Origin of the sequence: Streptomyces violaceoruber, assembly GCF_033406955.1 — a bacterium.
In the GTDB taxonomy this organism is placed as follows: Bacteria; Actinomycetota; Actinomycetes; order Streptomycetales; family Streptomycetaceae; genus Streptomyces; species Streptomyces violaceoruber.
This window is the reverse complement of sequence record NZ_CP137734.1, coordinates 4,900,324-4,915,135: the sequence shown is the minus strand read 5'-3', so window position 1 is coordinate 4,915,135 and position 14,812 is coordinate 4,900,324. Positions and strand designations below refer to the sequence as shown.

Annotated in this window: 1 protein-coding gene (cut by a window edge); it reads left to right on the top strand. The window is 74.8% G+C overall.

Annotation, left to right across the window (positions count from 1 at the left end):
• Positions 1–163 precede the first annotated feature (163 nt).
• Positions 164–14,812: the 5' portion of a non-ribosomal peptide synthase/polyketide synthase gene (locus tag R2E43_RS22025; RefSeq protein ID WP_332056499.1), read on the top strand. Its footprint extends 7,713 nt past the window's final position; 14,649 of the gene's 22,362 nt are visible here — the first part of the coding sequence; it begins with the start codon at positions 164–166; its stop codon lies off the right edge, out of view.

Sequence of the window (14,812 nt, the reverse complement as noted above, 5' to 3'; positions counted from 1 at the left end):
TCGACTGGTTATCAAGGCTCCTACCTGCGGTTATCTTCCCTAATAAGCATATTGACCAGCTCGTCGCGGCCTTGCTAGCGTCCCAGTTCGCCCTCAATTTAATGCCGTCCGGTAAATGCCGCACGGGCACACATCTTGTTCGTTTTGCATTGTGAGGAGACAGGTGTCTGAGAACTCTTCGGTTCGGCACGGTCTGACGAGCGCGCAGCACGAGGTGTGGCTCGCCCAGCAGCTGGATCCGCGTGGCGCGCACTACCGGACGGGATCCTGCCTGGAGATCGACGGACCCCTGGACCACGCGGTGCTGAGCCGCGCCCTGCGGCTCACCGTGGCCGGTACGGAGACGCTCTGCTCGCGCTTCCTCACCGACGAGGAGGGCCGGCCGTACCGCGCGTACTGCCCGCCCGCGCCGGAGGGTTCGGCCGCCGTCGAGGACCCGGACGGGGTGCCGTACACCCCCGTGCTGCTGCGCCACATCGACCTCTCCGGTCACGAGGACCCCGAGGGCGAGGCCCAGCGGTGGATGGACCGGGACCGCGCGACGCCGCTGCCGCTGGACCGGCCCGGCCTGAGCAGCCACGCGCTGTTCACGCTCGGCGGGGGCCGGCACCTGTACTACCTGGGCGTCCACCACATCGTGATCGACGGCACCAGCATGGCCCTGTTCTACGAGCGGCTGGCCGAGGTGTACCGCGCGCTGCGGGACGGGCGTGCGGTGCCCGCGGCCGCCTTCGGGGACACGGACCGGATGGTCGCGGGCGAGGAGGCCTACCGCGCGTCGGCGCGGTACGAGCGTGACCGGGCCTACTGGACCGGCCTGTTCGCCGACCGCCCCGAGCCCGTCTCGCTCACCGGGCGCGGCGGCGGCCGGGCCCTCGCGCCGACCGTGAGGAGCCTGGGCCTGCCCCCGGAGCGCACGGAGGTGCTCGGCCGGGCCGCCGAGGCGACCGGTGCGCACTGGGCGCGCGTGGTCATCGCCGGTGTGGCCGCCTTCCTGCACCGGACGACGGGCGCCCGGGACGTCGTGGTGTCGGTGCCGGTCACCGGGCGCTACGGCGCGAACGCCCGGATCACCCCCGGCATGGTCTCCAACCGGCTGCCGCTGCGGCTGGCGGTGCGCCCCGGCGAGAGTTTCGCGCGGGTGGTCGAGACCGTGTCCGAGGCGATGAGCAGCCTCCTGGCGCACAGCCGCTTCCGCGGCGAGGACCTCGACCGCGAGCTGGGCGGCGCGGGGGTGTCGGGGCCCACCGTCAACGTCATGCCGTACATCAGGCCGGTGGACTTCGGCGGTCCGGTCGGCCTGATGCGCAGCATCAGTTCGGGTCCGACCACCGATCTGAACATCGTGCTGACCGGCACCCCCGAGTCCGGCCTGCGCGTCGACTTCGAGGGCAACCCGCAGGTGTACGGCGGCCAGGACCTGACGGTGTTGCAGGAACGCTTCGTCCGGTTCCTGGCGGAGCTGGCGGCCGACCCCGCAGCCACCGTCGACGAGGTCGCGCTGCTGACGCCGGACGAGCGGGAGCGGGTCCTCGACGGGTGGAACGACACCGCCCACGAGGTCCCGGAGACCACGCTGCCCGAGCTGTTCGCCGCGCGGGCCGCGCGCACGCCCGGGCACGAGGCCCTGGTCTACGAGGGCACCTCGCTGACGTACGCCGAACTGGACGCCCGCGCCGAGCGGCTGGCCGGTGCGCTGACGGCGCGGGGTGCGGGCCCGGAGCGGTTCGTCGCGGTCGCCGTGGAGCGGTCCGCGGAGCTGGTGGTGGCGCTGCTCGCGGTGCTCAAGTCGGGCGCGGCGTACGTGCCCGTGGACCCCGGCTACCCGGCCGACCGCATCGCGCACATCCTGCGGGACGCGGGCGCGATGTTGGTGCTGACCACCCGGGACACGGCGGAGCGGCTGCCCGGGGACGGCACGCCGCGGCTGCTGCTCGACGAGCCGGCCGCGGCGGGGACCACCGCGGCGGGGGCACCCGCCCCGCCCGGCACCCTCCCGCGGGCGCTGCCCGCTCCCGGCCACCCCGCCTACGTCATCTACACCTCGGGGTCCACCGGCCGCCCCAAGGGCGTGGTGATCTCCCACCGGGCGATCGTCAACCGGCTGGCCTGGATGCAGGACACCTACGGCCTGGAGCCGTCCGACCGGGTGCTGCAGAAGACGCCGTCCGGTTTCGACGTGTCCGTGTGGGAGTTCTTCTGGCCGCTCGTCCAGGGCGCCACCCTGGTCGTGGCCCGGCCCGGGGGCCACACTGACCCGGCCTACCTGGCCGGCACCGTCCGGCGCGAGGGCGTGACCACCCTGCACTTCGTGCCGTCGATGCTCGACGTGTTCCTGCGGGAGCCCGCCGCGGCCGCGCTGGGCGGTGCGACGCCGGTGCGGCGGGTGTTCTGCAGCGGCGAGGCGCTCCCGGCGGAGCTGCGGGCCCGTTTCCGGGCCGTGTCGGACGTGCCCCTGCACAACCTGTACGGGCCCACCGAGGCCGCCGTCGACGTGACGTACTGGCCGTGCGCCGAGGACACCGGCGACGGGCCGGTGCCGATCGGACGGCCGGTGTGGAACACCCGGATGTACGTGCTCGACGCCGCGCTGCGGCCGGTCCCGGCCGGGGTGCCCGGCGAGCTGTACATCGCCGGTGTGCAGCTCGCCCGCGGCTACCTGGGCCGCCCCGCGCTGAGCGCCGAACGCTTCACCGCCGACCCGCACGGCGCGCCCGGCAGCCGGATGTACCGCACCGGCGACCTGGCGCGCTGGAACCACGACGGCAGCCTCGACTACCTCGGGCGCGCCGACCACCAGGTCAAGCTGCGCGGCTTCCGCATCGAACTCGGCGAGATCGAGGCCGCGCTCGTACGGCAGCCGGAGATCGCCCAGGCCGCCGTCGTCCTGCGCGAGGACCGCCCCGGCGACCAGCGCCTGGTCGCCTACACCGTGCCGGCTCGGGACGCGGACACGCTCACGGGCCCGCCTGCGGAGGCGGGGACGCACCCCGGGCCGGGCGCCGCACCGGACACAGACCCGGGCATCGGACCCGCCGCCGGGACGGACTCCGGCCCGGGGTCCGGAACGGACTCCGGGCCGGGGTCCGGAGCGCGCCCCGGACCGGACGGCACGGCGACGCACACCGTTGCCGGCGCCGGACCGGCCGCGGCCGGGGAAACCGCCGCCGGGGCGGACGCCGGGACCGGGACCGGGGCACACGCCGGCCCGGACGGTGCCGTGCTCGCCGCGCGGCTGCGGGAGTTGCTGCCCGGGTACATGGTGCCCTCGGCCTTCGTCGCGCTGCCCCGGCTGCCCGTCACACCGAACGGCAAGCTGGACCGGCGGGCCCTGCCCGCCCCCGCGGAGTCCGGGCGCACCGGCGGGCGGGCGCCGCGCACGCCGGGCGAGGAGCTGCTGTGCACGCTCTTCGCCGAGGTGCTCGGCGTGGCCGAGGTCGGGGTCGACGACGGCTTCTTCGACCTGGGCGGCCACTCGCTGCTCGCCACCCGGCTGATCAGCCGCATCCGCGCCACCGCCGGGGCGGAGGTGCCGATCCGGCGCGTCTTCGAGGCGCCGACCGTGGCGGAGCTGGCCCCGGCGCTGACGGACGGCGGGCGGGCCCGTGCCGCGGTCACCGCCCGGCCGCGCCCCGACCGCCTGCCGCTCTCCTTCGCGCAGCGGCGCCTGTGGTTCATCCACCAGTACGAGGGGCCCTCGCCGCTCTACAACATCCCGGCCGCGCTGCGGCTGACGGGCCCGGTGGACGGCGCCGCGCTGTCGGCGGCCCTCGGCGACGTGGTGGCCCGGCACGAGAGCCTGCGCACCGTCTTCGCCGAGGACGCGCACGGCCCCCACCAGGTGATCCTGTCCGCCGAGCGGGCCGTGCCCCGGCTCAAGACGCTGGACAGCGACCCGGAGCGGCTGGCCGCCGACCTCGCGCGCACCGCCCGGCACACCTTCGACCTGACCCGGGACGTACCGCTGCGGGCCACCCTGCTGCGGGTGGCGCCCGAGGAGCACGTGCTGCTCCTCGTCCTGCACCACATCGCGGGCGACGGCTGGTCGCTGGCGCCCCTCGCCCGGGACCTGGGCACCGCCTACGCCGCCCGGACCGCCGGCACGGCCCCCGACTGGGCGCCGCTGCCGGTGCAGTACGCCGACTACACGCTGTGGCAGCGTGAACTGCTCGGCGCCGACGGGGACGGCGCGGGCACCGGGGACGGCGGTGAGGGCGCCCGGCAGCTCGACCACTGGCGCGAGGCGCTGGCCGGGCTGCCGGAGCGGCTGGAGCTGCCCGGCGACCGGCCGCGACCGGCGCGCCGCGACAACTCCGGCGCGCGCCTGGACGTGTCCGTGCCCGCCGGGCTGCACCGCTCGCTGGCCGCGCTCGCCGCCGAGACGCGGACCAGCGTCTTCATGGTGCTCCAGGCCGCGCTGGCGGGGCTGCTGACCCGGCTCGGCGCGGGCGAGGACGTGCCCATCGGCTCGACCATCGCGGGCCGCACCGACGCCGCCGTCGAGAACCTGGTCGGCTTCTTCGTCAACACGCTGGTGCTGCGCACCGACACCGGCGGCGACCCAGCCTTCCGCGAGCTGCTCTCCCGCGTCCGCGAGCGCGACCTGGCCGCCTACGCCCACCAGGACGTGCCCTTCGAGCGGCTCGTCGAGGCGGTCAACCCGGACCGGGCCACCTCCCACCACCCGCTGTTCCAGGTGATGCTGACCTTCGACACCACCCAGCAGGACGCCCTCGGCGAGCTGGGCCGGCTGCCCGGGATCACGACCTCGCTGCTGCCCGTGCACACCGGGCTGTCCCGGTTCGACCTCGTGTTCGCCTTCGACGAGCGGCGGGACGCCGCGGGCGGGCAGGCCGGTCTCGACCTCGCGGTGGAGTTCAGCACCGAGCTGTTCGACGCCGGCACCGTGCGCGCCCTCACCGAGCGGCTGCTGCTACTGCTCACGCAGGTCGCCGCCGATCCCGGCGTGCGCCTGGGCGACCTCGACGTCCTCCTCCCCGGCGAGCACCACGACCTGCTGGTGGCCGCCAACCGGCCCGGCACCGCGCCCGCTTCACCGGCACCCGCTTCACCGGAGCCCGCGTCACCGGAGCCCGCGTCCCCCGCGCCGGGGACGGCCACGCTCCCCGAGCTGTTCGAGCGGCAGGCCGCCCGGCACCCCGACCGCACCGCGCTGACCTTCGAGGGCACCTCGCTGTCCTACGCCGAGCTGAACGCGCGCGCCAACCGCCTGGCCCGGCTGCTGACCGCCCGCGGGATCGGCCCCGACGCGCTGGTCGCCCTGGCCCTGCCCCGCTCCGCCGAACTGGTCGTGGCCCTGCTCGCGGTGGTCAAGTCGGGCGCCGCCTACGTGCCGCTCGACCCGGGATACCCCGCCGACCGGCTCGCCCACGCGCTGTCCGACTCCGCGCCCGCGGCCCTGCTCACCGACCGCGCCACCGCCGGCCGGCTGCCCGCCCACGAGGTGCCCCGCATCGTCCTCGACGCCCCCGCCCCGGCGGACGGCGGCACCACGGGCGGCGACCCGGCGGACGCCCACCCCGCCACCGACCTGGCGCAGGGCGAGCGGGTCAGACCGCTGGACCCGAGGGACACGGCGTACGTCATCTACACCTCCGGCTCGACGGGCCGCCCCAAGGGCGTGGCCGTGCCGCACGGCAACGTCGTACGGCTCTTCTCCGCCACCGCGCCCTGGTTCGGCTTCGACGAGCACGACGTGTGGACGCTCTTCCACTCGTACGCCTTCGACTTCTCGGTGTGGGAGCTGTGGGGTCCGCTGCTGCACGGCGGCCGGCTCGTCGTCGTCCCGCACGACGTCACCCGGGACCCCGCCGCCTTCCTCGCCCTGCTCGCGCGCGAACGCGTCACCGTCCTCAACCAGACGCCGTCCGCCTTCCACCAGCTGGCCGCCGCCGACCGGGAGAACCCCACCGAACTCGCCCTGCGCACCGTGGTGTTCGGCGGTGAGGCCCTGGACCTGTCCCGGCTGGCCGACTGGTACGAGCGGCACGCCGAGGACGCGCCCGCCCTGGTCAACATGTACGGCATCACCGAGACCACCGTCCACGTCTCGCACTTCGCCCTGGACCGGGCCACCGCGGCCGCCTCGTCCGCCAGCACCATCGGCGTCAACATCCCCGACCTGCGGGTCTACGTCCTCGACGACCGGCTGCGCCCCACCGCTCCCGGCGTCACCGGCGAGATGTACGTGGCCGGTGCGGGCCTCGCCCGCGGCTATCTGGGCCGCCCGGCGCTGACCGCGGACCGCTTCCCCGCCGACCCGTACGCCGCCCTCTTCGGCGAGCGCGGCACCCGCATGTACCGCACCGGCGACCTGGCCAGGCGCCGCACCGACGGCGGCCTCGACTACCTGGGCCGCGCCGACCAGCAGGTCAAGATCCGCGGCTTCCGCATCGAGCCCGGCGAGATCGAGGCCGTGCTCGCCGCCCACCCCGCCGTCGACGACGTGGCCGTGGTGGCGCGCGAGGACGTCCAGGGCGACCCCCGGCTCGTCGCGTACGTGGTGACCGGCTCCGGCGCCACGGCCCGCGCGCTGCACGACCACGCGGCCGGGCACCTGCCCGACCACATGCTGCCGTCGGCGTTCGTCACCCTGGACGTGCTGCCGCTGACGCCCAACGGCAAGCTCGACACCAAGGCACTGCCCGCCCCGGCCCACGCGGGGCAGGTGACCGGACGCGCGCCGCGCGGGCCGCGCGAGGAGATCCTGTGCGCCCTGTTCGCCGAGGTGCTCGGGGTGCCCCGGCTGACCGTCGACGACAGCTTCTTCGACCTCGGCGGGCACTCCCTGCTCGCCACCCGGCTGGCCGGCCGCATCCGCGGCACCCTCGGCGTGGAGCTGTCCGTGCGACGGCTGTTCGAGACCCCCACGGTCGCCGGGCTGTCCGCCGCCCTCGACGGCGCCGAACGGTCCGGCACCGGCCCGACGGCCGGGGAGCGCCCGGAGCGGCTGCCGCTGTCGTACGCCCAGCAGCGGCTGTGGTTCCTGCACCAGCTGGAGGGCCCCTCCCCCACGTACAACATCACCGGCGCCCTGCGGCTGACCGGCGACCTCGACCCCGGGGCGCTGCGCGCGGCCTTCCAGGACGTCGTCACGCGCCACGAGAGCCTGCGGACCGTCTTCTCGGAGGACGGGCACGGCGCCCGGCAGACCGTGCTCGACGCCGCCGGTGTGCACTTCGAGCTGCCGGTCGCCGACGTGAGCGAGGACCGGCTGGACGCGCGCCTCGAGGAGGCCGCCCGGCACTGCTTCGACCTGACGACCGACATCCCGGTGCGGGCGGAGCTGTTCCGGCTCGGCGCGCGGGAGCACGTCCTGCTGCTGATGGTGCACCACATCGCCGGTGACGGCTGGTCCCTCGGCCCGCTGATCCGCGACCTGGCCACCGCCTACACGGCCCGCGCGGCCCGTCGCGCCCCCGACTGGGCGCCGCTGCCCGTGCAGTACGCGGACTTCGCCCTGTGGCAGCGCGCCGCGCTCGGGGACGCCGCCGACGCCACCAGCCCGGCGGGCCGGCAGCTCGCGCACTGGAAGGAGGCCCTGGCCGGACTGCCCGACCGGCTGGAACTGCCCGCGGACCGGCCGCTGCCCGCCGTCGCCTCGCACCGCGGCGGCCGGGTGCCGCTCACCGTCCCCGCGGCCCTGCACAGCGGTGTCGCGGAGCTGGCCAGGGAGTCCCGCACCAGCGTCTTCATGGTGCTCCAGGCGGCACTGGCGGCCCTGCTGACCCGGATGGGCGCGGGCGAGGACGTACCGCTCGGCACCCCGGTGGCGGGCCGCGGCGACGACGCCGTCGACCAGGTCGTCGGCTTCTTCGTCAACACCCTGGTCCTGCGCACCGACACCGGCGGCAACCCCACCTTCCGCGCACTCCTCGACCGGGTCCGCGACACCGACCTGACCGCCTACGACCACCAGGACCTGCCGTTCGAGCACCTGGTGGACGTCCTCTCCCCGACCAGGTCGCTCTCCCACAACCCGCTGTTCCAGGTGCTGCTGAGCCTGGACACCACCCAGCAGGACGCCCTGGCCGCGCTCTCCGCCACCGGCCTCGGCGTGCGGCTGCTGAACGTCACCACCGGGGTCGCCAAGCTGGACCTCGCCCTGGAGATCGCCGAGCACCGCGACGCCGACGGCGCCCCCGCCGGGCTGGTGGGCGCGGCCGAGTACAGCGCGGACCTCTTCGACGAGGGCACCGTCACGCTGCTGGTGGAGCGGTTCCTGCGGCTCCTGGACGCGCTGGTCGCGGACCCGTCCCGGCGCATCGGCGACGTCGACGTGCTCGGCCCCCGGGAACGGGAGCGGGTCCTGACCGAGTGGAACGACACCCCCCGCCGGCCGGTGCAGGGCACCTTCGCCGACCACGTCGCCCGGCACGCCGCCGAGCGCCCCGGCCACCTCGCGGTCGAGACGGCCGGCGCCGCGGCGCCCGGCGGCGCGCTGACCTACGGCGAACTGAACGAGCGCGCCAACCGGCTGGCCCGCGCCCTGCTCGCGCGGGGCGCGGGCCCGGAGCGGTTCGTGGCGGTCGCCCTGCCCCGCTCCGCCGACCTGGTCCTCTCGGCGCTCGCCGCCTTCAAGGCGGGCGCGGCCTACCTGCCCGTGGACCCCGCGCACCCCGCCGAACGGATCACCCACCTCGTCTCGGACGCGGCGCCCACCCTCATCGTGACCACGTCCGCCCTGGCCACGAGCCTCCCGGACACCGGCACGCCGGTCCTCCTGCTCGACACCCCCGAGACCGCCGCGACCCTCGCCGCGCTCCCCGGCCACGACGTCACCGACGCCGACCGGCCGGTACCGCTGCGCCCCGAGCACCCCGCGTACATGATCTACACCTCGGGAACGACCGGCCGCCCCAAGGGCGTCGTCGTCACCCACACCGGGCTGCCCGGCCTCCTGGACATCTTCACCCGCGACTGCGCGGCCGGCCCGGGCAGCAGGATCCTCCAGCACCTCTCCCCGAGCTTCGACGCCTCGTTCTGGGAGCTGGCGATGGGCCTGCTCACCGGGGCCACCCTGGTCGTGGCGCCGCCGGAGACCACGCCGGGACCGGAGCTGGCCGAGCTGGCGACCCGGCACGCGGCGACCCACCTGAGCCTGACCACGTCCGTCCTCGGGCTCCTGCCGCCGGGCTCGCTGCCCGACGGACTGACCCTCGTCGTGGGCGCCGAGGCCATCCCGCCCGAGCTGGTGGAGCGCTGGTCGCCGGGCCGTACGATGCTGAACTCCTACGGGCCCACCGAGACCACCGTCTGCTCCACCATGAGCGGCCCGCTGTCCGGCCCCGCCGTCCCGCCCATCGGCTCCCCCGTCGCCAACAGCGCCGTGTACGTGCTGGACGCGGCGCTGCGTCCGGTCCCGCCCGGCGTGCCCGGGGAGCTGTACGCGGCCGGAGCGCATCTGGCCCGCGGCTACCACGACCGCCGGGCGCTGACCGCCGAACGGTTCGTGGCCAACCCCTTCGGCGAGCCCGGCAGCCGGCTCTACCGCACCGGCGACCTGGTCCGCTGGCGGCCCGACGGACAGCTGGAGTACCTGGGGCGCGCCGACACCCAGGTCAAGATCCGCGGCCTGCGGATCGAGCCCACCGAGATCGAGGCGGTCATCACCGAACGCCCGCACCTGGCGCGGGCGGCCGTGATCGTACGCGAGGACCGGCCCGGCGACCGGCGGCTCGTCGCCTACGTCGTGCCCGAGCCCGGCGCCACCGTGGACACCGCCGAACTCCGCGCCGCACTGCGCGAGACCCTGCCCGACCACATGATCCCGACCGCGTTCGTGGTGCTGGACGCGCTGCCGCTGACCCTCAACGGCAAGCTGGACCGCAAGGCGCTGCCCGCCCCCGACTACTCCGCCCGCACCTCCGGCCGGGCCGCCCGCGACCCGCGCGAGCGGCTGCTGACCGCACTGTTCGGCGAGATCCTCGGCGTGGAGCCGGCCGGCGTCGACGACGGCTTCTTCGACCTGGGCGGGGACAGCATCCTCTCCATCCAGCTCGTCGCCCGCGCCCGCGCGGCGGGCCTGGTCCTGTCGGTGCGGGACGTCTTCGAACACCAGACGCCCGCGCTGCTCGCCCGGTCGGCCGCCGCCGCACCCGCCGGGGACCGCACGGCGCGGGACTCCGACGTGCCCGCCGACGGCCCGGCGCCGCGCACCCCGATGATGGGCTGGTTCGCCGCTCTCGGCTCCGACCTGGCCGCGTTCAACCAGTCGCTGGTCCTGCGTGTGCCCACCGCCCTCGACCCCGACACGCTCGACACCGCCCTGCGGGCCGTGCTCGACCGGCACGACGCGCTGCGCATGCGGGTGGCCGACGACTGGACCATCGAGATCCCGCCGCCCGGCTCGGTGACCCCGGCCGACTGCCTGGTCCGCTTCGACGCCGTAGGCCTCGACGAGGCCGCCGTGCGCTCGGCGGTCACCGAGCAGGCACGGACGGCCCGCGACCGGCTGGCCCCGGCGGACGGCCGCATGCTCCAGGCCGTCTGGGTCGACCGCGGCGCCGACCGGGACGGGCTGCTCGTCCTGGTCGCCAACCACCTGGTCGTGGACGGCGTCACCTGGCGCATCCTGGTCCCCGACCTGGCGGCCGCCTACGCGGGCGAGACCCTCGCCCCGGTGGGCACCCCGTGGCGGCACTGGGCCCTGTCCCTCTCCGACCTCGCCGGGCAGCCGCGAACCGAGGAGGAGCTGGACCACTGGCACTCGGTCCTCGGCGACACCCCGCACACGCTCCGCCTGGACCCCGCGCGGGACACCCACGCGACCGCCGGCGAGATCACCGCCGAACTCGACGCGGACACCACCGAGGCCCTGCTCACCTGGGTCCCCGGCGTCTGCCACGCCACGGTCAACGACGTGTTCCTGAGCACCTTCGCCCTGGCCGTCGCCGGGTGGCGGCGCGGGCGCGGCGAGGACGCCGACGCACCCGTCGTGCTCGACCTGGAGAGCCACGGCCGCCACGAGGAGGCGGTCCCGGGCGCCGAACTCAGCCGCACGGCGGGCTGGTTCACGTCGATGTACCCCGTCCGCCTCGCACCACCCGCCGGCGCCTCCGGGGACGGATCGGCGCTCCGCGCGCTGAAGGCCGTCAAGGAGCAGCTGCGCACCGTCCCGGGCGACGGCCTCGGCTACGGCCTGCTGCGCCACCTCAACCCCCGCACCCGGGACGCCCTCGCCGCCCTGCCCCTCCCCGAGTTCGGCTTCAACTACCTCGGCCGGATCGGCCAGGAGGGCACCGACGAGGCCCCCTGGACCATCGAGGGCGGCGACGTCGCCGGTATCGACGGTGCCATGCCGCTGGCCCACCCCGTGGACGTGAACGCCGTCGCCCGGGAGACCGCCGACGGCACCCGGCTGCGCGCCCGCTGGACGTACTCCCGCACAGCGCTGGAGCCCGAGGACACCCAGCGGCTGGCCGACACCTGGTTCCGGCTGCTGCGCCGCCTCGTCGAGGAGGCCCGGCAGCCCGGCGCGGGCGGCCTCACCCCCTCCGACATCGCTCACCCCGCCCTCGCCCAGGACGAGATCGAGGACCTGGAGCACACCGTCCCCGGCCTCCAGGACATCCTGCCCCTCGCCCCCCTCCAGGAGGGCTTCCTCTTCCTCAACCTGTACGACGAGAACGCCCGCGACGTCTACGTCGGCCAGCTCGCCTTCGACCTGGAGGGCTCCTTCGACGGCACCCGCATGCGCGCGGCGGCCGGGGCCCTGCTGCGCCGCCACGCCAACCTGCGGGCCGGGTTCCGGCAGACGGCGACCGGCACGTGGGTGCAGGTCGTGCCCGCCGAGCTCGAACCGGACTGGCGGGAGTGCGACCTGACCGACCGCGCCGACGAGGCGGAACGGGACGCGGAGGCCGGGCGGCTGGCGGCCGGGGACCGCGAACGCCGCTTCGACCTCACCAGCCCGCCGCTGATGCGCTTCACCGCGATCCGGCTGTCCGCCGACCGCGTCCGGCTGGTGATGACCAACCACCACATCCTGCTCGACGGCTGGTCCATGCCCCTGCTCTGGCAGGAACTGACCGAGCTGTACGTCTCCGGCGGCGACCCCGTGAGCCTCCCCCCGGTCCGCCCGTACCGCGACCACCTGGCCTGGCTCGGCGCCCGCGACCGGGACGCCGCCCGCGACGCCTGGCGGCGGTCCCTGTCCGGGCTCGACGAGGCCACCCTCCTCGCCCCGGACGCCGGCCCGGCCGAGGCGGCACCGCTGGGCATCCCGTTCGGCCTGGACCGTGACGCCACGGCGGCCCTGTCCGCGTGGGCGCGGGGTCGGGGGGTGACCATGAACACGGTGGTCCAGGGCGCCTGGGCCCTCGCGCTGGCCCAGGCCACCGGACGCGACGACGTCGTCTTCGGCGCCACCGTCTCCGGCCGCCCGCCCGAGCTGCCCGGCGTCGAGTCCATGATCGGCCTGTTCATCAACACCCTGCCCGTCCGCGCCCGCCTCGACCAGGCCGAACCCCTCGGCGACCTCTTCCGCCGCCTCCAGAACGAACAGGCCCGCCTCCTGGACCACCAGTGGCCCGGACTCGCCGACATCCAGCACTGGGCCGGACACGGCGAACTCTTCGACACCGCCATGGTCTTCCAGAACTACCCGGTGAGCGCCGACACGACGAGCCGACAGCTCGACGGACTGCGGGTGGCCGGTTACGACGCGGTCGAGAGCACCGACTTCGCCGTCAACCTCGTCGCCCACACCCGCGACGACGCCCTGCGGCTGCGCCTCGACTACCGCGCGGACGCCTGCGCCGGCGACCTGGTCCGCTCACTGGCGGACCGGATGCTGCGGGTCCTGGAAGCACTGGTCACCGACTCGGACCGTCCCGTGGCCCACCTGGACACCCTCGACCCGGCCGTACGGGAGCGGGTCCTGGTGGAGTGGAACGGGGCCCCGACCGAACTTCCCGGGACACCGCTGCACGAACTAATCAGTGGCCAGGCCCGGTTGACGCCGGACGCCGTGGCGGTGGTGTGCGACGGCACCTCCCTGACCTACGCCGAACTGGACCGGCGCGCCAACCAGCTCGCCCGGCACCTGCTCGAACAGGGGATCGGTGCTGAGGACTTCGTCGCGATCGCGCTGGCCAAGTCGCTGGACGCGGTGGTCAGCATGCTGGCCGTGCTCAAGACCGGCGCGGCCTACCTGCCCATCGACCCGGACTACCCCGCCGAGCGCATCACCTACATGCTCGACGACGCCCGACCCGCCCTGATCCTGACCGAGCCGGTACCCGTGGAGAGGTACGCGGGGCACTCCGTCACGGCAGTCACGGATGAGGAGCGCCGTAGCCCCTGGTCGGCACGCCATGCCGCGTACATGATCTACACCTCCGGCTCGACCGGCCGCCCCAAGGGCGTCGTCATCGAGCACCACGCCCTGGCCACCTACCTCCACCGCGCCCGCAACACCTACACCGCCATGACCGGCGTGACCGTCCTCCACTCCCCGCTGGCCTTCGACCTCACCATCACCGCCCTGTGGACGCCATTGACAAGCGGCGGCACGGTCCACCTCACCAGCCTCGAAGAGTCGGACACTCAACCGAGCCTGATCAAGGCCACACCCAGCCACCTCCCCCTGCTCACCAACCTGGCAGCCACGGCATCCCCGTCCCACACCCTCATCCTCGGCGGCGAAGCCCTCCACACCGACCACCTCGCCACCTGGCGGACCCAGCACCCCCACGTCCAGATCATCAACGCCTACGGACCCACCGAATCCACCGTCAACATCACCGACCACCACCTCGACGGCACGGAAGAAGGCCCCGTCCCCATCGGACGGCCCTTCGCCAACACCCAGGTCTACGTCCTCGACTCAGCCCTGCGGCCCGTCGCCCCCGGCACCACCGGAGAGCTGTACCTCGCCGGAGAACAACTCGCCCGCGGCTACCTCGGCCGCCCCGCCCTCACCGCCGAACGCTTCACCGCCAACCCCCACAGCAGCACCCCCGGCGCCCGCATGTACCGCACCGGCGACCTCGCCCACTGGAACCACCACGGCCACCTCACCTACGACGGACGCGCCGACCACCAGATCAAACTCCGCGGCCACCGCATCGAACCCGGCGAGATCGAAACCACCCTCACCGCACAGCCCGGCATCACCCAAGCCACCGTCCAACTCCGTGAGGACCAGCCGGGCGACCAGCGCCTCGTCGCCTACCTGGTCGCCTCCACCGGATACGACGAGAACACCGTGCGCGAGGCCCTGGTCAGCGCACTGCCCGACTACATGGTCCCCAGCGCACTCGTCACCCTCGACGCCCTCCCCCTCACCCCCAACGGCAAACTCGACCGCACCGCCCTCCCCGCCCCCGCCTACTCGGCATCCACCACCGGACGAACCCCCCGCACCCCCCGCGAGGAAATCCTCTGCACCCTGTACTCGGAGATCCTCTCGGTGAACACCGTGGGCATCGACGACAACTTCTTCGACCTCGGCGGACACTCCCTCCTCGCCACCCGCCTCGTCTCCCGCACCCGCACCGCACTCGGCGTCGAACTGTCCATCCGGCAGCTCTTCGAGACGCCGACCGTGGCGGGTCTCGCCGAGGCCCTCGACGCGTCGGGCACCGTCCGCACCGCGCTCACGGCGAGGCCGCGCCCCGAGCGCATCCCGCTCTCCTACGCCCAGCAGCGCCTCTGGTTCCTCCACCAGCTCGAAGGACCATCGGCGACCTACAACACCGTGCTCACGCTGCGGCTCGGCGGCGCGCTCGACGTGGACGCCCTGCGCGCGGCGATCGGTGACGTCGTCGCCCGGCACGAGAGCCTGCGG